The sequence below is a fragment of the Psychrobacter sp. genome (assembly GCF_049295055.1).
In the GTDB taxonomy this organism is placed as follows: domain Bacteria; phylum Pseudomonadota; class Gammaproteobacteria; order Pseudomonadales; family Moraxellaceae; genus Psychrobacter.
Genome location: NZ_JBAQQF010000041.1, coordinates 1 through 19,420 on the forward strand (window position 1 = coordinate 1; position 19,420 = coordinate 19,420).

The 19,420-nt window shown below is 40.9% G+C and carries 15 protein-coding genes and 1 pseudogene; 9 read left to right on the plus strand and 7 right to left on the minus strand.

The window, feature by feature from the left end; translation table 11 throughout:
- The first annotated feature begins 293 nt into the window (after positions 1 to 293).
- The 7 genes from dinB to infA all read left to right on the plus strand — a co-directional run bounded on the left by dinB (position 294) and on the right by infA (position 8,997).
- A complete protein-coding gene (dinB, locus tag WAZ74_RS05705) occupies positions 294 to 1,379 on the plus strand; it encodes a DNA polymerase IV (protein WP_422306714.1) in 1,086 nt (361 codons plus the stop codon).
- 168 nt (positions 1,380 to 1,547) lie between these two features.
- The gene (gene queA / locus WAZ74_RS05710) at positions 1,548 to 2,780 is read left to right on the plus strand and encodes a tRNA preQ1(34) S-adenosylmethionine ribosyltransferase-isomerase QueA (protein ID WP_422306716.1); all 1,233 of its coding nucleotides are present in this window, start codon (positions 1,548 to 1,550) and stop codon (positions 2,778 to 2,780) included.
- 117 nt (positions 2,781 to 2,897) lie between these two features.
- Complete coding sequence (locus WAZ74_RS05715; protein WP_422306718.1) at positions 2,898 to 4,727, plus strand: type IV pilus assembly protein FimV; 1,830 nt, start codon at positions 2,898 to 2,900, stop codon at positions 4,725 to 4,727.
- Positions 4,728 to 4,778: 51 nt separating this feature from the next.
- Positions 4,779 to 6,356 carry a FimV/HubP family polar landmark protein gene (locus WAZ74_RS05720; RefSeq protein ID WP_422306720.1) on the plus strand — a complete coding sequence of 526 codons (1,578 nt, stop codon included), beginning with the start codon at positions 4,779 to 4,781 and terminating at the stop codon, positions 6,354 to 6,356.
- 181 nt (positions 6,357 to 6,537) lie between these two features.
- On the plus strand, positions 6,538 to 7,623 hold the full coding sequence (locus WAZ74_RS05725; RefSeq protein WP_422306722.1) for an asparaginase: 1,086 nt from the start codon (positions 6,538 to 6,540) through the stop codon (positions 7,621 to 7,623).
- Between the two features lie 93 nt (positions 7,624 to 7,716).
- Positions 7,717 to 8,652, plus strand: coding sequence for a tRNA pseudouridine(38-40) synthase TruA (gene truA, locus WAZ74_RS05730; protein ID WP_422306724.1), 936 nt, complete (start codon positions 7,717 to 7,719; stop codon positions 8,650 to 8,652).
- A 123-nt stretch (positions 8,653 to 8,775) separates the two neighbouring features.
- A complete protein-coding gene (infA, locus tag WAZ74_RS05735; RefSeq protein WP_010199824.1) occupies positions 8,776 to 8,997 on the plus strand; it encodes a translation initiation factor IF-1 in 222 nt (73 codons plus the stop codon).
- A gap of 292 nt (positions 8,998 to 9,289) precedes the next feature.
- On the opposite strand, the gene WAZ74_RS05740 is transcribed toward infA, so the two are convergent.
- The 5 genes from WAZ74_RS05740 to leuC all read right to left on the minus strand — a co-directional run bounded on the left by WAZ74_RS05740 (position 9,290) and on the right by leuC (position 15,435).
- The gene (locus WAZ74_RS05740) at positions 9,290 to 10,417 is read right to left on the minus strand and encodes a L,D-transpeptidase family protein (RefSeq protein WP_422306728.1); all 1,128 of its coding nucleotides are present in this window, start codon (positions 10,415 to 10,417) and stop codon (positions 9,290 to 9,292) included.
- A 542-nt stretch (positions 10,418 to 10,959) separates the two neighbouring features.
- Positions 10,960 to 12,063 carry a 3-isopropylmalate dehydrogenase gene (leuB, locus tag WAZ74_RS05745; RefSeq protein WP_422306730.1) on the minus strand — a complete coding sequence of 368 codons (1,104 nt, stop codon included), beginning with the start codon at positions 12,061 to 12,063 and terminating at the stop codon, positions 10,960 to 10,962.
- A gap of 251 nt (positions 12,064 to 12,314) precedes the next feature.
- Positions 12,315 to 13,064, minus strand: coding sequence for a hypothetical protein (locus tag WAZ74_RS05750; protein ID WP_422306732.1), 750 nt, complete (start codon positions 13,062 to 13,064; stop codon positions 12,315 to 12,317).
- A gap of 207 nt (positions 13,065 to 13,271) precedes the next feature.
- A complete protein-coding gene (gene leuD / locus WAZ74_RS05755; RefSeq protein WP_422306734.1) occupies positions 13,272 to 13,922 on the minus strand; it encodes a 3-isopropylmalate dehydratase small subunit in 651 nt (216 codons plus the stop codon).
- Between the two features lie 94 nt (positions 13,923 to 14,016).
- Positions 14,017 to 15,435 carry a 3-isopropylmalate dehydratase large subunit gene (gene leuC / locus WAZ74_RS05760; protein ID WP_422306736.1) on the minus strand — a complete coding sequence of 473 codons (1,419 nt, stop codon included), beginning with the start codon at positions 15,433 to 15,435 and terminating at the stop codon, positions 14,017 to 14,019.
- Between the two features lie 320 nt (positions 15,436 to 15,755).
- Between leuC and WAZ74_RS05765 the strand changes: the two genes are divergently transcribed.
- Positions 15,756 to 16,628 carry a LysR family transcriptional regulator gene (locus WAZ74_RS05765; protein ID WP_422306738.1) on the plus strand — a complete coding sequence of 291 codons (873 nt, stop codon included), beginning with the start codon at positions 15,756 to 15,758 and terminating at the stop codon, positions 16,626 to 16,628.
- A gap of 499 nt (positions 16,629 to 17,127) precedes the next feature.
- Positions 17,128 to 18,627: a sodium/proline symporter PutP gene (gene putP / locus WAZ74_RS05770; RefSeq protein ID WP_422306740.1), complete on the plus strand. Its 1,500-nt coding sequence runs from the start codon at positions 17,128 to 17,130 to the stop codon at positions 18,625 to 18,627.
- A gap of 88 nt (positions 18,628 to 18,715) precedes the next feature.
- Here the strand turns inward: putP and WAZ74_RS05775 are convergent.
- Both WAZ74_RS05775 and WAZ74_RS05780 read right to left on the minus strand, forming a co-directional pair.
- Positions 18,716 to 18,916 (minus strand): annotated as a pseudogene (locus WAZ74_RS05775) (surface lipoprotein assembly modifier); the annotation flags it as partial.
- A 253-nt stretch (positions 18,917 to 19,169) separates the two neighbouring features.
- The coding region (locus WAZ74_RS05780) for a transposase (protein WP_422306742.1) at positions 19,170 to 19,420 on the minus strand (251 nt) is incomplete at its 5' end.

The following is a 19,420-nucleotide window of genomic DNA, read 5'->3' on the forward strand; positions in this document are numbered from 1 at the left end:
TGAACCCTATCGAGAAAAAATGGGCTCAGGTGAAGTTTCTACGCCAAGGCTGGATGGAAAACGACTTATCTAAATTGTTTTATGATATTTGTCCTGGCCATAACAGTTTTATTTTGAACTGACTATAGCTAAAAACGTTAAAAATGATTAAATTGCTTTCAAGGGTAAAGACGATGTAGTTAACTGCTATCATTTTTATTACTCAAATCACTCTCAACATACCATCATAAACCATTTTAGACTTGAGCAACAGACACTAAAATAATGCGATGAAATCAGGTAAAATAGTATATATGACCGCTATTAACCAACCAAGCCTGCGTAAAATTATCCATATTGATATGGATGCTTTTTATGCCAGTGTGGAACAACGTGATTTCCCTGAGCTGCGTGGCAAGCCATTGGTCGTCGGTGGTGATCCAAATGGTCGCGGGGTGGTTGCGGCTGCCAGTTATGAAGTACGTAAGTTTGGTGTGCGTTCCGCCATGTCGTGTTATGAAGCGAAAAAGCGTTGTCCAGAGGTCATATTTGTACCACCACGATTTGATGTTTACCGCGCCGTCAGTAGCGATATCCGCCGCATCATGCACAGCTTAACGCCGCTCGTTGAGCCATTATCATTAGATGAAGCGTATCTTGATGTGACCGGATTATCCGCGCATAAAGGCTCAGCGACATTGATGGCAAATTGGCTACGGGCGCAAATCTTAGAACAAACAAATCTGAATGCCTCTGCAGGTGTCTCCTTTAACAAAATGCTGGCAAAAATTGCCTCTGATATCAATAAGCCTAATGGCACTGCGGTTATCACGCCAGCGGATGCCGATGCCTTTATTCGTACCCTGCCTATTGAACGTTTTCACGGTATTGGCAAAGCAACTGCCAAGCGCTTGCATGCGATGGGTATCAGTCATGGTGCCGATCTTCGTCGCACGCCAGCAGCTATATTGGTCAATGAATTTGGTAAGCGCGGACAGTTTTATTATGATATCGCCCATGGTCGTGATGATCGCGCCGTCAAATCTGAACGCACGCACAAATCTGTTGGCTCCGAGACAACCTTTAGAGACAATTTAAGACATGATGAGGAACTATTAAAACAAATCTATGAGCAAAATGCCGATGCCTTTCATCAGCTGCACAAAAAACAGCTCATCGCCTATACCATTACGCTCAAAATTAAATACGCTGACTTTACTCAAGTGACGCGTTCGCACACTTTATCCACCGCTTTTGATAGCGCTGAATCTGCCCACTACTGGTTAGATAAGCTATTTTTAGATATTCCGCGCCAACTTCCTATTAGGCTTGTGGGTGTGACCTTCTCTTCGTTAACACCTGCCACACAGCTAATACCACAGTTAGATTTATTTGAATAACGTGACTAAACTTTAATGAAAAATGATTTGAGATTTTGCTCATTGGCAATATAAAATACTTAGGCTATTTTAATTATTATTAAGTGGTATATACTCTGAGAACTTAGGAAAACATTCCTCATTTCTGCTACAATTACGCCAAAATCCCACTCTATTGAAAGACTATTTATGACTGATTCGCAACTAACAGATTTAGATAATAACCTCACTATTTATACCAATAACGATAGCAATAGCCATAGTAATAAAAGTGACGACATTTTAGAGTATCTAAGTGTTGATGATTACGATTACGAGCTACCAGATCAGTTAATTGCCCGCTACCCATTAGCGCAGCGTTCGGCGTCAAAGCTTCTATATTTACCTGCTAATAATAAAAATGATGATGTCAGCCAGATTGAAGATAAATTGTTTGCAGAGCTGGCTGAACTGCTAAACACCGGTGATTTGATAGTCTTTAACGACACCAAAGTGATGAAAGCGCGTCTGTTCGGTCAAAAAGATACAGGCGGAAAGGTTGAAGTGCTGATTGAGCGCTTGGTTGATATTGCTGATTTGAATAGTGCAACTTTAGATTTGGCAACGTTAGACGATATACTTAGCACAGAAAAATATGTCGCTCTTTGTCATGTTAAAGCCAGTAAAGCACCTAAGCTTGGTCAGCGTTTAGCGCTTGCTGACAATCACATGAATTGCGTGATGATTGGTCGTCAAGAGAACTTATTTATCTTGGCTTTTGATGCGCCCATCTTGCCTGATTTAGAGCGTCATGGTGAGCTGCCCATCCCGCCCTACTTTGATCGCCATGCTGATGCTACCGACAATACCCGTTATCAAACCGTATTTCATGACCCAGCCAAGCTTGCAAGCGTAGCAGCACCGACGGCCAGCTTACATTTTGACGAGATAGTGTTAGATAAGCTTGCTGCAAAAGGCATTCATACGGCGTTTGTTACACTCCATGTTGGTGCAGGTACTTTTGCCCCCGTAAAAACAGACAACCTGCTTAATCACACCATGCACAGTGAATATGCACACCTGCCTCAGACTACCGCCGACCTTATCAATCAAACACATGCCAATGGCAAGCAAGTCATTGCTATTGGTACAACAGTGACACGTGTCCTCGAAACCGCGTATCAAAAAACAGCAGTTAATGGACAAGCACTTGCTAGTTGGTCAGGTGATACCGATATCTTTATTTATCCGGGCTTCAAGTTTGGTGTTGTAGATAGATTACTAACGAACTTTCACTTGCCGAAGTCTACTTTGTTGATGCTAGTGTCAGCCTTTGCAGGTAAAGCATCTATCGAACAGGCTTATCAACATGCTATTAAAACGCAGTATCGTTTTTTTAGTTATGGCGATGCCATGCTGCTTGATAAAAAAGCTCACGGCTGATAGCAAACATTAAGCAAACAATTAATGTATTGATCACAACAGTAGTGGAATAAACTGGTAAACTAAACGCTATTTTGTTATAACAACACAGATAACTCTCATCTTAAAGGGCTGCACATGTCTTGTCATTTATCTCATCGCTTGACTACGGTACATCGCGCGGTATCGATGGCACTACTTTATTCAGTAGGCTATGCAGCCCTAGTATCTAGTGCTCAAGCAGCAACGATTGGCAAAACCGTCGTAACCTCTGCTCAGCACGAGCCTTTAGCCGCCAGTATTTTGGTCACTGATATTAAAACTGCCGATTTTTCGGCCAGTTTGGTGAATTCTACTGTTTATCAGCAAATGGGTCTAACACCAACTGATTCAATGACGGTACGTTTTCAGCCAACTTCCGCCACCAGTGGTCAGGTATTCATCACTACCACTAAGCCCGTATCCAAGCCTTTTGCAGATGTGGTTTTAGCTATTAATGATGGCGCTCAGCGCAATGTTATTCCTAAGACATTACTCATGCCCCTTAATGACAGCTTACCGATTACTCCCTCTAAAAACATCGTTACAGGGGCAAAAAAGCCCAACTTACCGGTTGTTTCTGTCACTAATGCGCAACCGTTAACCGTTAGACAAGGTACACCGCCACCATTATTTTCATCACCCAAAGTATCAACATATAAATCATCAGCCTCTGATTTGGCAGCGGCAAAATTGCCCGCACGCGATATTCAAGCACCTAAAATTCAGGCACCTAACATTCAAGCGCCTACTATATCATCTAGCTTGCCGGCTGCAGTCACTGCCACGACACAAAGTAATACTACAGTTTATGCGCCTAGCCGCCTAAATAATGATAATGCTGGCTCAGCAAATGCTTTAGATAAAAGCTCTTTAGACAAAAAATATGTGAATACAAGCAATACTAGTAACAATGTTTCAGATAATAAAACAAGCGTTAATAACACTGCCGCAACCAGCCTTAATGTTTTATCATCAGATACTATTGAAGAAGATGCAGTGACTGACAAACAGTTCGATATATTAAATATACAAATCGTCCGTCAGATACAGCTTAATAATGAACGCAGTACAGATATGATGGTTGCTATACCAATGAGCCCTAAGACGGCAATGCCGCCAACACTAAATAATCAGGCTTCAACAATTCAAGCTAATTCTACCAATAATATTGTTGCTAACACACCTCTCAATAACGTATCCACTAGTGATATCTCCTCTAGCAGCGTTGCATCAAATCAAGTCGCGGCGCAACAAGCAGTAGCGAATCAATCAAGTAATGCTGAGGTCAATTATACTGTACAGCGCAACGACAGCTTATGGGTCATTGCCCAGCAAATCGCAGAGAAAAACAATCTTGATGTTCAAACAGTCATGAAGGAAATTAAATCGCAGAATGCTGGCGCTTTCATTAATAAAAATGCTGATCAATTAAAAGCCGATGCACAGCTAAGCCTGCCCAATTATGATGTATTGCCATCACAGAAAAAGCTAGAGGCGGCGATTAGCGCTCAGAGACAATATAATAGGGAAGCCAGCATACCCGTTGCAAAAAAATCATCCACGCCAAAACCGACTTCAAAACCAGCATCTAAAACTGCACCTGAAAACCCTCAAGCAGCCAAGCGCACTGCGAAACCAGCAGTAACAAAGACTCAGACATTGCCAAAAGCACAGTTTTCTGTCATCGCTCCTGGTCATCAAGGTAGCGCAGATGGCACTAAAACCAAATCAGGCATGGCAGCAGGCAACGGGCTTAGCACAGACGTATTAACCATTTTAAAATCATCAAGACAAAGTACAGCGTCGCAAGCTCAGCGCTTATCAAAGACCAGTGGCACACTTGAAAGCTATACTAGAAAACTGCAATTACAAAACCAAAAACTGGCTGAGCTGCAAGCTCGTCTTAAAAAATTACGCAATCAATAATTGCCTAGCTGATCAATGCAGTCAACTGCAACAGTAGGCGTGGGAGTCACTATGGACAATATGCTATATATCATCGCCGGCTTGGTGCTTATTTTAATCGTAGCAGTCTTGGTCATGCGCAAAAACAAAGCGCAAAAACCATCAGGTCAGCCCACTATAAAGGCAGGTGGAACGGAGTCTTTATCGACACAAGCTGCCTCCAAAGGTACGCCTGCGCAAGTTGGAGACAGCAATGAGAAAAAATTTGATCATATTGAGATCGCTCAACGTTTTATGGATCAACAGCGCTATGACAAAGCCATTGAAACACTTAATCGTGGTCTGATTGAAAAACCTCATGACAGCGAATTATCTCTCAAGCTACTTGCGGTATATGCCACGATAGATCAATCTGAGAATTTCAATAAAGTCTATGACTCTATCAAAGCGCATAATGATGCAAAAAGTATCGCACAAGCTGATGAGCTAAAGGCCTTGCTTACTGAGGAACAAAATCAAATAGCCCAGCGAGCACTACCAGCAGATAACAGCGAAGATGCTGGCTTTGAAAGTATCGATTTTGATATCCCAGCTGATAAAGTTGGAAATAATACTTCAACCCTTGACACTGCTATTACTCAGCCTGTTGAGTATAAAAAGGATTTATTAAATGCCACCGATGAAACCTCAACGGTTTCGAGCGATTTTGATAACCTTGATAGCTTTGACAACATCGATCAAGCGTTTGACCTTAGTCTTGATGATTTAGAAGATAATGCTAGTGTGACACCGCTCACTACGCTAAATATAGCAGATGAAGAAACCCTAGCGAATTCAACGACTGCTACAGACACAGACAATAATGACTTTGATTTCGACTTTGAGTTATCTGAGCAGAGTGACATCTCTACTGAATCTCCTGTTACCCCTGTCTCTAAAGACAACTCGAATGAAATCATGTTAGATGAGGAAGATTTTGTCTTGGATTTAGAAGTTGATGCTGGGAAAAATAATATCAGCGTCGATGATCAAATCACTACAAACGCGATTCAAACAGATGAAGATAGTCTGATTTTATCTTTAGATAGTATCAATGCATCAACTGAAATAGAAAATAAAGCGGCTATTGAGCAACCTATTGCTATTGAAGACAGCTTTGATGATTTTAATATTGAAGGCGATGTATTTGACAGCCATAGTTTTGAAAATAGTAATGTTGAAGATAATAGTTTCGAAGACATCAATATTATTGAAAATAAGTCTGAAGCATCTAGCATGTCACCGACTACCGTTATGTTCGATGACGATACATTAATAGATGATAATTTTGACTTTGATACGTTATCAGACTCTCCAACAGCGACCATGCCTGTTGAAGTTGATCATGATATTAGCAGTATTGCTTATAATAGTACTGAAATTACTGCTGAAACTAATGTTGAAACAGTAGAAGATTTCTCGTCACGGTTTGCAGCAGACTTTGATTTTGTTAAAACTTTAGACAGTAATCAAGTGACTCTAGACTTAGCAGGTCAATATGTACAACTGGGTGAGTATGATAGTGCCAAACGCTTACTCAACGAAGTCTTAGTTCAAGGCAATAACGAACAACAGCAACAAGCACAATTATTGCTTGAACGCACGGCCTAACGCACTTATTAAAGAGTGCTGTTGTAGTAGCGAATATTCTACTAGTAAAGGATATTCGCTGCATTTTGAGTTTGATTGCCCTATTTTCCATTATCATTAAGTTTTCTATTTCCACTAAGTCTTCTGCTCTATCCTTTCTCTCATTTCTATTTATTATGCTAATACTATGCCCTCATCCTTTATGACCAAGACAACCTCTACACCCATCCAGCTCATTTATGCTGGCGGCACTTTTGGCAGTTATGGGCGTCCATTAGCACCATTATCAGCAGAAGTGTTTTTGCCGACACTACAACAATTACTGATTGATCCAGATAATGCGGTTAATCTGTTGCCAATCTCTTGGCTGAACAATACGCTTATTAAAGACAGTAGTCAGCTCACCCCTAGCGATTTTGTGCATTTTTATAAGCTGCTGTTGTCAGCTTATGAGCAAGGTAGTAGGCGCTTTGTATTAATCACCGGCACTGATACCTTAAGCTACTTGGGTGCATTCTTAGCAGAAGCCTTTGCTGGTAGTGATATTTGTGTCGTTGTCACTGGTAGTATGCGACCGTTATTGGACAGTGAAGTACTGCACTCTTACACTATTGACGCCCAAAGCGATGCTTGGAGCAACCTTAAGGATGCTTTAAAACTGGCAGCTGCCGGTGAGTCAGGTGTGAAGATTGCCTTTGGCAGCGAGTCATGGCCTGCACAAACCGTACAAAAGATACATAGCCATGATTTCATGGCATTTACTGGTCATTCTAGAGCGGCTTATCCAGCTAATAGTTATATCAAAACCCTTCCGGATGTACGCCGGCAGCACTGGCTTGATGACCAACAAGACATAATCGATGATATTCAAGTTCGCGCTGAGCAAGCCTGCGTTCATGCTTTATATTGTTTGCCCAATGCAACCGATGTATTAAATAATCAGCTACGCGCGCTATTATCACAACCGCCTTGTGGCATTATCTTACTAGGCTTTGGTGCTGGTAATGTTCCTTATTCAGCAGAGTTAGCAGAGGCATTACAGTTGGCTTACGAAAAAGGTCACATGGTGATATGTGGCAGCCAATCACCGTTTGGTGGCGTTAGCGATACTTATGCAGCTGGTAGTTGGCAATATGATTACCAAGTCATTGCAGGTGGGCGATTAACAATCCCTGCTATTTATGCACGCCTGCTATGGTTGCTGCTACGCTATGATAGCCCTGCACGGCGTCGACAACGCTGGTTAAATAACGTTAACCAAACTGGCACGCGCATCAAAAAACGCTAAATGAATACTAGGGTATTTTAGACATTTAAAGCGCCCTAATCACCCCTTACTTTACAAGCTCTGAAATACAAGCTCCGAAACATAAGTTCCGAAATGAAAACATCCGAGATTACAAGCATCGACATTAAAAATATTGAAGCTAGAAACATTGAAACTAGAGATATTGACGCCAAAAATATTGAAGCTAGAGGTATTGAAACTGAAAGCATCGAAACCGAAAGCAGACCAACATATACGTTAGCCATTGCCATTGAATTTTTGGGTTCGAATTATCATGGCTGGCAACGCCAAAAAGAAGTGTTGGGCGTACAAGAAGCCTTAGAAAATGCCATTAGTACCGTCGCCAATGAACCAGTAGAAGTCATTGCAGCAGGGCGCACAGACTCAAGTGTCCATGCCAGCAACATGATTGCCCACTTTATCACTCATGCTTATCGACCCACAAACAACTGGTTACGCGGTGTGAACAGTCTATTGCCTGATGATATTGCTTTACGTTGGGTTCAACCGATGCCCGCAGATTTTCATGCCCGTTTTGCAGCCATTGCTCGTCGTTATCGCTATATAACCCTAAATCAGACTCAGCGTCCTGCCATCCTCAATCATCAAGTCACTCATATCCATGAGCCACTCGATCTAGCCGCTATGCAACTGGCTGCTGCTGATATCGTCGGTACGCATGATTTTAGCAGCTACCGTGCCGCGGCTTGTCAATCTAATCAGCCTGTGCGTAATATCAGTCATGCAAATATTTTTGCCCATGGTCAGTTTATCGTTTTTGATATTCAAGCCGACGGATTCTTACATCATATGGTTCGCAATCTGATGGGAACGCTATACGCCATCGGCAAACACGAATTAGAACCAGCAGATTTTTTAAACATTTTGGCTAAGAAAGATCGAACGATAGCACCGCCTACCGCTTCTGGTGATGGGCTGTATTTTATTAATGCCTATTATCCTGAGCACTTTCAAAGCTTATTACCCAATGCTCCTTTAACACCTATTTGGCTCAACCTTCCTGACTAATTAGTATAAACTGACATACATATCACTTACAGGCTGTCAAGTAAAAATCAGGTTCTGTATTGCTTTAATCTGCTAACTTACGTATAATATGGGCTTATTTTAAATTGATTGATGATACAAATTATGGCAAAAGACGAGATTATTGAATTTGAAGGCGAAGTCATTGACACCCTTCCAAATACTTTGTTTAAAGTTCGTTTAGAAAACGGACACGAAATCATTGCGCACATCTCAGGTAAGATGCGTAAGCATTACATTCGTATTTTAACTGGCGATAAAGTCAAGGTTGAAATGACCCCTTATGACTTATCTAAAGGTCGCATCACTTATCGTGGTAAAAACTAAATTCTTAATTACTGAAAACTCTTAGTTACTAAATTGGTTATAAGAGCATGCTTATAATGCTTGAGTGGTTTAACTGATAATAATAATGATACTGCTAACCTACTCATTATTGCCTATCATATTTTAGTAAGTTGATATTAGTATTCACATCGATTTTGCTTTTACCAAAAAAATACCGCTGAATATAAGCGGTATTTTTTTATGTCTAAATTTTATCATAGCACCTTGTGGTTAGGAATAACCTATAAAGTTTGAATGATAAACATCAATCTTAATGTATGACTTAAAGCCGTTATTTGAACTCAACGGTTGCCCCATTTTGTATCACACCTAGCAGCGCAAGCGCATCCCAGTTGGTTAAACGTATACAACCTGCCGATGCTTGGCGGCTGATGCGAGCAGGGTCAGGTGAGCCATGGATACCATATGATGGCTTACTGAGACCTATCCATACTAATCCTACTGGATTATTAGGACCCGGTGGAAGAATAGATTTACTACCATTTTCTGCGGTATAAGTATAATTAGGCTCATGCACTTTTACTTTTACCGTATGCGTACCGGTTGGGGACGGCGTGGCCGTGCTACCTACTGTCGTCGGATAGCTAGCGACTAAGTTTCCCCTATCGTCATAGGCGTATAATGTTTCGGTGGCTTTATCAGCAATGACTCGACTGACCGGCTTGGTATTAGGATTGCCCGGATTATAAACGGTAATAGTTTCGCCTACCGAAAATTTAGCGTTTGGGTTGAGCGCTTTAAGATAGTTTTCACTGATATGAAACTTTTCTGCCAAACCTTCAATGACAGTTTCATAGTACATACCTTCAAGTTTGGCTTTGGCTTCTGCGCCTGCTGGAATGGTTGTGGTTTTGATATTAATGTCAGCATCAGTAAGCTGATAGCTTACTAATACTGGTTGTGCCATAAGCTTATCGTTTTTGCTTAGTGCCTGCCACGTCTCATTATTTAACGTATCTGTCACTGTCAACCCATTTGCCATCTGAAAAGCTTGCATCGCTTTACGAGAATTCTTTCCCCAAGAGCCATCAACTGCACCAACGCCATTTTGATGCCAGTTTAATAGAGCTTGCAGCTTGATAGTAGTATCACGATCTCTCTTCATACCTTGTTTCCAAGTAGCACTATTTACCTTTTGCGCCTCCACTGGCAAATTTTCTGTTGTATATTTGATGGCAGGTAAAAACTTGTTTAACGATACGGCAGTTTTACTTTTACCAGCAACCTGTTGACTTACTTCATTAGTTACTGGGCTTATATCAGTTGTATTACTAGCTGTAGTTTTATCAGCGACATTGGCGCTATCGTCGTTGGTCGCAGCGATACTTTGACCCATCAACAGCGCGGTTGATAAACCAAGCGCAGCTATCGCCGTGCTAATTTTTGTTAATTGATACATCTAACACTCCTAAATTTTTTTACATTGTATTTTTTATGAAAAGCTTTGGTGTTAAAAAATGAGCTATTAAAAATGATAAATGATTATTATTTTTAGTCTCTTGATACATAATCAGCTTTTTTAATTATTACTATCACATCGCCTTAATATATCAATATTGATACAGTAATATTTGAACGGATACTAATCATCTCATGGTACTTACAAGTAGATAATAGTGCCACTGTCCTCCTGTGAGGATATGACAGCTTTATGTTAATAAAGCCCTTATCTTACAATGTCTGTGTTAAAGCAAGGATTTTTTTGCAGCTGTCTGGTTAGATATATTTACATTAATTAGCTTTTTTAAGAAACATAAAAATAAGCATAAAAAGTAGCTAAAAAGTAATAAAGAAAAAACCCATAAATTGCTCAGCAACTTATGGGTTCATCATGACAGAAATTTATAACCCTTAAATTTATATCTATCATAATAATACAGTCGAAAACGTCAACGGATGCATTAATCTGAGAATTCTCAGGCTATGTTAGAGCAGCGTCAGCTAAACCAATTTGGCCAATACCGCTTGTCCCATTTCTCGACAGCCTACTTGTTTTAGTCCGTCTTCATTACGATCTAAGATATCAACCGTACGTAAGCCGTCATCAAGGACGTCACTGACCGCTTGCTCAATCGCTTGCGCGGCCGCTTCTTGTTTAAAAGTATAACGCAGCATCATCGCGACCGATAAAATGGTAGCTAATGGATTGGCGATATCCTGTCCTGCGATATCAGGGGCTGAACCATGGCAAGGCTCATACATACCTTTCCCTGCTTCATCGAGACTGGCCGATGGTAGCATACCGATAGAACCAGTAAGCATAGCCGCTTCATCAGATAAGATATCACCGAACAAATTGCCTGTTACCATGACATCGAACTGTTTAGGATCCTTGATAAGTTGCATACAGGCATTGTCAGCATACATATGCGATAACGCCACATCACCATAGTCCGTTTGCTGCAGCTCAATCATCGTCTGCTTCCAAAGCTCAGTGACTTCTAATACGTTGGCCTTGTCGATAGAGCAAACTTTGGCAGGTGTACCCGCTGCTTGCGCGCGTGTTTGTGCCAGCTCAAAAGCAACCTTGCCGATACGATTAATCTCGCTCGTGCTATAAACCATAGTGTTATAGCCTTGCTGCTCACCATTCTCTAGGGTGCGGATACCGCGTGGCTCACCAAAATAAATACCACCCGTCAATTCACGAACAATCAACAAGTCTAAACCTGAGATAATCTCAGGTTTAATACTAGAGGCATTAACTAGTTGCGGATAAAGCTTTGCCACTCGTAGATTGGCAAATAACCCAAGCTCACTACGGATTTTAAGCAGACCACGCTCAGGGCGTTTACTACGTTCGATACTATCCCACTTAGGACCACCAACGGCACCCAATAACACCGCATCTGCTGCGCGCGCACGTTGTAGCGTCTCTTCTGGCAAAGGCTCTCCAGTTGCATCAAATGCTACGCCACCGATTAATCCAGACTCAAGGGTCAAACCTAACGCAAACTTAGTATTGATAGCTTCGAGCACATCAATGGCTTGAGTCATGATCTCAGGGCCGATACCATCGCCCGCTAGTGTTAAAATCGTTGCCATAATGATCCTTTTGGGTAAGTAAATTTTTATTTATAGTCTTGCTATCATTTAATGACAGCTCTCTAAAAAATGACTTCTTGCACAACGAGTTGCACAAGAAGTCATATATTTCATTATTTTTTATTCAAAAATTTAGTTTTAAACGATTAGAATAAATACTTAAAGACAAGCTGCTTGCCTGTCAAATTTTGACTATTACATTGTGCTTGTTAAACTTTGGCTCTTAAACTTTAGTTTTCACGCTTTGATAGTCACGCTTTGGCTCTTACTTTCACTTTTGATTGTACTGGTGTTGCCTTAACCATACGAGTTTCTACAAACTCTCCTTGGTGTTCAGTGCCGATCTCTTTACAGAAGCGGCGCTGCACTGTATTGCCTTGATAAAGATCCACACATAAAGGTTGTGGCGATGCTGTGTCTAACAGGCTACCCGAGTTTTGACTAGATTTTTTTTGATAAGCACGTAGCTGATAAGTACCAGGATTAACAAAATCATGAATCATGGCAAAACGTTCTACGTAACCCACATTATTTTCTGGATAGAAGTTAACATGTACTTCACGTTTAGCAGGTTGTACTCGAGCATAATAATTGGTCAGCCCTGGCATACCAGATGCTGATAAAGGAACAATTTTGATCGCGTTTTTATGAGCAAGCGGGGTCATATCCATGGTCGTTGGTAGTTGCGCATGCTTATTGCCAGTGCCACTTTTGCCGTTTCCACTCGCACCTTTCATCGCAACCAGCATATTGGCATTAAAAGGCTTATGAGTATCAGGCGCAATGACCATAGTACGGTCTATCTGCACAATCTCACAGTGATAAGTGCCGACACAAGCAATATTTACTTCACCAGCGACAGGCTTGATATTACCCGTCCACGCCTTTGCGCTTTCTGTTTGATCTATCTGTTTGTAGCCCGTCAAAGCCTGACAGCCAGATAACAATAAGCTTGTGGCAATAGCCGTGCTTGTCCATACTGCAAAACGTGTTTTATTCATAATGATGGCTACTATTGATAAGATAGAAGATATAATAATATAAAAACAGACTACCATTCATTTTAGCCATTTAATCACCATAACTCAACGCTGTATTAGCGCTAAGCTATTTTTTATAGTGATTAATAGAGATTGATTCAGTATTTACTGTTAATCACTTCAGCATTTACTGTTAATCACTCGTTGTTAATATGTTGTTATTAATAACTACGCTCTGACTTCATTGAATATCCAAGGTGTTTTTTGCATCATTTTATGCTCGTACCCTTTAATAGCATCGCTCTGTTGTAAAGTCAGTCCAATATCATCAAGACCATTTAGCAAGCAATGCTTGCGAAATTCATCTACTTCAAACGCATACTCTTCACCCGTTGGCGTAATAACTACCTGTCGCTCAAGATCTGCAGTCAGCTCATAGCCTTTATTAGCAAACGTGGCTTTCATTAATGTATCAACGATTTCTTCATTCAATACAATCGGTAGCATGCCATTTTTAAAACAGTTATTATAAAAGATATCGGCAAAGCTTGGCGCAATGACGGTACGAAAGCCGTACTCTGAAAGCGCCCAAGGCGCATGTTCACGACTAGAGCCACAACCAAAGTTACGGCGCGCCAGTAAAATATTAGCGCCTTGATAGCGTTGCTGATTTAGAATAAAGTCTGGATTAACAATACGTGTGCTATTGTCTTGACCCGGATACCCTTCGTCGAGATAACGCCAGTCATCAAACAGATTAACGCCAAAACCTGTACGTTTAATAGACTTTAAAAACTGTTTTGCAATAATTTGATCGGTATCGACGTTTGCGCGATCAAGTGGGCAAACGATACCCGTTTGGGTGTTATAAGCTTGCATAAATATATCCTCTAATATGAAGGTCATAATAATGGTTAAAGCATAGCTGATTAAAACGCTGCTAATAACTAATTATAGATAACTAAGTGGCTAGTTAAAACGTGCGCACATCAACGAAGTGACCGGCTAACGCAGCTGCTGCTGCCATTGCAGGACTCACTAGGTGTGTCCGTCCGCCATTACCTTGACGACCTTCAAAATTACGGTTAGAAGTTGAAGCACAATGCTCTTGAGGTTCAAGCTTATCCGCATTCATCGCCAGACACATCGAGCAGCCCGGCTCACGCCATTCAAACCCAGCATCCGTAAATAAAGTATCCAAGCCTTCTGCTTCTGCTTGCAACTTCACTTGTCCAGAACCCGCAACGACAATGGCTTCTTTAATAGTATCAGCCACTTTACGTCCTTTAATGACCGCTGCTGCATCACGCAAATCTTCAATACGCGAATTCGTACAAGAACCAATAAATATACGGTCAAGCTGGATATCAGTAATCTTCTGTCCTGCCTGCAAGCCCATATAAGTATAAGCGCGCAACCAACCTTCTTCTTGTGCTTCGTCAATGGCTTGATCTGGTGTTGGTACTGACTGGGTAATATCGACAACCATTTCAGGTGAGGTGCCCCACGATACTTGTGGCGCTATTTGACTGCCATCAATCTCAATCACGCTATCAAATACGGCATCATCGTCTGAATAAAAGGTACGCCAATACGTTTCTGCTTGCTGCCATTGATCGGCAGTTGGTGCATAAGGGCGACCTTTAACGTAATCGATAGTGGTATCATCAACCGCAACCATACCCACGCGCGCACCCGCTTCAATCGCCATATTACAGACGGTCATGCGCCCTTCCATCGTCATATCTTCAAAGACTTGACCAGCAAATTCAATCGCATGCCCTGTCCCGCCAGCAGTACCGATTTGCGCAATGATAGCAAGCACGACATCTTTTGAAGTCACGCCAGCACCAAGCTCACCATTGACACGGATTTGCATATTTTTCATTTTCTTAGCAATCAAGCACTGAGTAGCAAGCACATGCTCAACCTCAGAGGTGCCAATACCGTGCGCTAAACAGCCTAGTGCGCCATGAGTGGCGGTATGAGAATCACCACAGACAACGGTCATACCGGGTAAGACCAAGCCTTGCTCAGGTCCGACCACGTGCAAGATACCTTGCCGAGCATCATTAATAGTGAATTCAGCAATATCGAACTTGGCACAGTTATCATCTAACGTCAGTACTTGTAGGCGAGAGACTTTATCTTTAATCCCTGCAACACCCTCTGAGCGCTCTTTAGTCACCGTTGGCACATTATGGTCTGGGCTTGCGATATTAGCAGACAGTCGCCACGGTGCTCTATTGGCCAGCTCTAAGCCTTCAAATGCTTGCGGACTCGTCACTTCGTGTAGCAAATGGCGGTCGATATAAATTAGGCTCGAGCCATCATCGCGCTTAGTGACTTCATGTGCATTCCAAAGTTTGTCGTATAACGTTTGACCGGCCATGTTGCTATCCTTTTTAGTGACTAATGACTTCATTTTTCTTGTGTCTATCTTGTGCCTATATGATATCAGGCTAGAAATTTTTTATCCGTAATTTGATGCTGAGCGCCGCAATTGGCTAATAAACCAAGCTTTATGGGCAAATAATCAAATTAATATAATAAATATGTCACAATACGTCTTGATGTCTTGTGATTATAGCAGGCTAATCCTATAATAATAATTGATGATTATTGCATAGTCACAAACTTTTATTTCTAATACATTATGACTAGGTCAGCCAACTTTTATTTATAGCTCGCTACGTAGCTAAGGACATCGGTGTGAATACCACGAATTTAACGACATTCGTTACTGTTATGCAAACAAGCAGCATTTCAGGTGCCGCAGAAAAACTGTTTATTACTCAGCCTGCGGTCAGTAAACGTATCAAAAACTTAGAAGATGAATTTAATATCACCTTATTTGATACCGTAGGCCGCGGTATTGTGCCCACCCAAGCGGCTAGTGAGATGTTACCTCATGCCAAACGCTGGCTTGAAGATTATGAAAACTTCAAAATCAACTTGCAACATTCTAAACATATTGTATCCGGCAAACTTGTGATTGGCACTAGCCATCATATCGGCTTACATCATTTAGCGCCTGTATTAAAGCACTTTATCCAAGCGTATCCTGCCGTACAGCTAGAAGTGCACTTTGTGGATTCAGAAACCGCTCACAAATCAGTGTTAGATGGCGACTTATCACTGGCCTTTTTAACATTACCGCCTGTATATGATAAGCGCTTGAGCTATCATACCCTATGGTCAGATCCGCTCTACTTTATGACCGGTACGTTATCGCCTTTAGCTACAAAGTCTAATGTGACGCTAGAGCAATTGGCACGCTATCCTGCTATCTTGCCATCTGCCAATACCTTTACCAGTCAGATTACCTTGGCTGAATTTGCGAAACACAATCTGAAACCTTATGCCACCATGAGCACCAATCCGCTTGAATCTATTCGGATGTTGGTTTCAGTTGGACTCGGCTGGTCAGTATTGCCACAAACCATGATTAGTCAAGATTTAGAACGTATTGATATGGCCGACAATATTGAATTGCAGCGTTATTTAGGCGTCGTTATCAATCCAAAACTAACACAATCTAATAGCGTTACTGCTTTATTAGACTTACTTGCTCCGATCGAGTAAAGAGCTATTGGCTAAAAGATTGCTAATTTATGCTAAGCATTTTGTTGATGGAACCTAATTATTGAGAAAATTGCCCAATTCGCATTTTTGACTCTCATGCGTTATAATACGCCTGACGTTTTTTATAACATAAGTTTACCTAAACAACACTGATAGTCATATATTGAACATCTCTAGTAATATATGATAGTAAACAGTAGGTTTAATGGTTTTAAATGATTGGTTATATAAGCGACTAATAGTTCTTAGTGATTAGCAGATGCAGGCAGTCAAAATAGCAAACTGGGTTGCCGTATCCTTTTAATCACTATTTTATAAGTATTAGTCCTAGAACAGCATCAATCATATAAAACTAACAGAAGATATTGAATAAAAGCCATTATGTCCTACTTAATGGCTTTTTTCGTCTTTAGATATTGTTTCTAAGTATCGTCTTGTAAGACTTAATTTTTTTCGTTAAAAATATAACAGCCAATAAAGTTGGTTAAGGACAATTTATATGAACGGAGTTTCTAGTGGCGTGCTAGTATCACTTGGCGCCTATTTCTTAGTGATGATTGGGATTGGCATTTACGCTTATTTTAAGCAAGCCAATGATACTGAAGGCTATATGCTCGGCGGTCGGAGCTTAGGTCCTGCCGTAACCGCTCTATCCGCTGGCGCATCAGATATGTCGGGTTGGCTATTACTTGGTTTACCAGGTTACATGTATGCCGATGGCGTCGTGAGTGTATGGATTGCGCTTGGTTTGACCATGGGTGCCTTCTTAAATTATATTATCGTCGCACCGCGTTTGCGGGTTTATACTGAGATTGCAGACAACGCAATCACACTACCTGATTATTTTGCTAACCGCTTTGAAGACAAGTCGCATATGCTTCGCGTGTTCTCAGCAGTCGTTATTATCTTATTCTTTACTGTCTATACCGCAGCCAGCTTAGTTGGTGGTGGTAAGCTATTTGAAAGCTCGCTTAATCTTCCATATAGTACTGGTCTGTGGGTTACCGCAGGCGTTGTCGTCGCTTACACCTTATTTGGTGGTTTCTTAGCAGTATCAATGACTGACTTTGTGCAAGGCATAATCATGCTATTTGCCATGGTGATCGTTCCTATTGTTGCCTTTACTGACCTTGGTGGTATATCAGCAACGACTGAAGCCGTTCGAAACATTGATCCAAACCTGCTTAATATTACCAGTGGTATGACAATCATGGGTATTATTTCCTTACTAGCATGGGGCTTAGGCTATTTTGGTCAGCCGCATATTATTGTACGTTTCATGGCAATACGTTCAGTTAAAGACATACCAACGGCACGTAATATTGGTATGAGCTGGATGATTGTTAGTTTGATTGGTGCATTGATGACTGGTTTTGCTGGTCGTGCTTATGTACAAAAAACCGCAATGACCTTGGAAGATCCTGAAACGATTTTCTTAGTCTTTACACAGTTCTTATTCACACCACTGGTTTCAGGTTTCTTACTAGCCGCTATTTTAGCAGCGATCATGAGTACTATCTCATCACAGCTCTTGGTAGTATCAAGCTCATTAACCAAAGATGTTTATAAACTATTTTTAGATAGAGATGCCCCAGAAGCTCGTCAAGTACTAGTAGGTCGTATCTCTGTTATATTAGTTGCTGTTGTCTCAATCTTATTAGCCTCTGATCCAGAAAGCTCTGTACTAAGCCTAGTATCAAATGCGTGGGCTGGATTCGGTGCTGCTTTTGGACCACTAGTAATATTTAGCTTGATATGGCGCGGTATGAACCGTAACGGTGCTGTTGCTGGCATGGTCGTTGGTGCATTAACGGTCATCTTATGGATATATGGTCCTTTCCAAATGAACGGTATGGCGCTTAACAGTTGGTTATATGCGATTGTTCCAGGTTTCGTTCTTAGTACTATTGCGATCTTTGCAGTAAGTATCATGACAGGCGGTCCAAAGGATTCAATCAAAGCGAAATTTAAAGAAATGGAAATGAACTTGAATAAGTAAGCACTTTTTATTCACTATTGTATGACTAAAAAACCTCGCCAATTATGGCGAGGTTTTTTTATGAGAGCAACCTATCGAATCTGCCGTACTAAAAAGTTTTGGTTAATAAAATCGTTGCTGACTTTTCATCCCGATCATCATAATAAGCAAAATTACTTGATGTCGTTTCATAATCAAATACCAGTCGCGGTGTGAGTCCTAACAAAGTAAAATCGCGCTTCCATACTTGTAAACCTAATGAAGTGGTTTTATCTTCTCTTGTTGAGCCAGGTTCACCACCTACAGCATTATTTATCTTAAATAATTAGCAAATAATGGTCAATATCTAAAATTACAAGAATGTATATGTTCTAAATGTTCTAAATGTTCTAAATGTTCTAAATGTTCTAAATGTTCTAAATGTTCTAAATGTTCTAAATGTTCTAAATGTTCTAAATGACACCATACACAAATAATTTACATGAGTTTCCATTTTCTAGTTTCTGATATAAAGCAGAATCATTTGTAATTAATCGTTTCTCTCTTTCATAATTCTCATATAGTTAATCCAGAATAAAAGAGATACATCCCATATCACGAAACGGTTTAGGTAGATTATTCTCCATCCACCCTTGGCGTAGAAATTTTGCCTGTGCCCATTTTTTCTCGATGGGATTAAGATCAGGGCTGTAGGGTGGTAGCCATAGAATACGATGGCCATGTCTGTTCAGTAGTTTTTGAATGCATTTGTTTTTATGAAATCGAGCATTATCCATAACAATTACGCATTTGGTTTTAAGGCTTGGAATGAGCG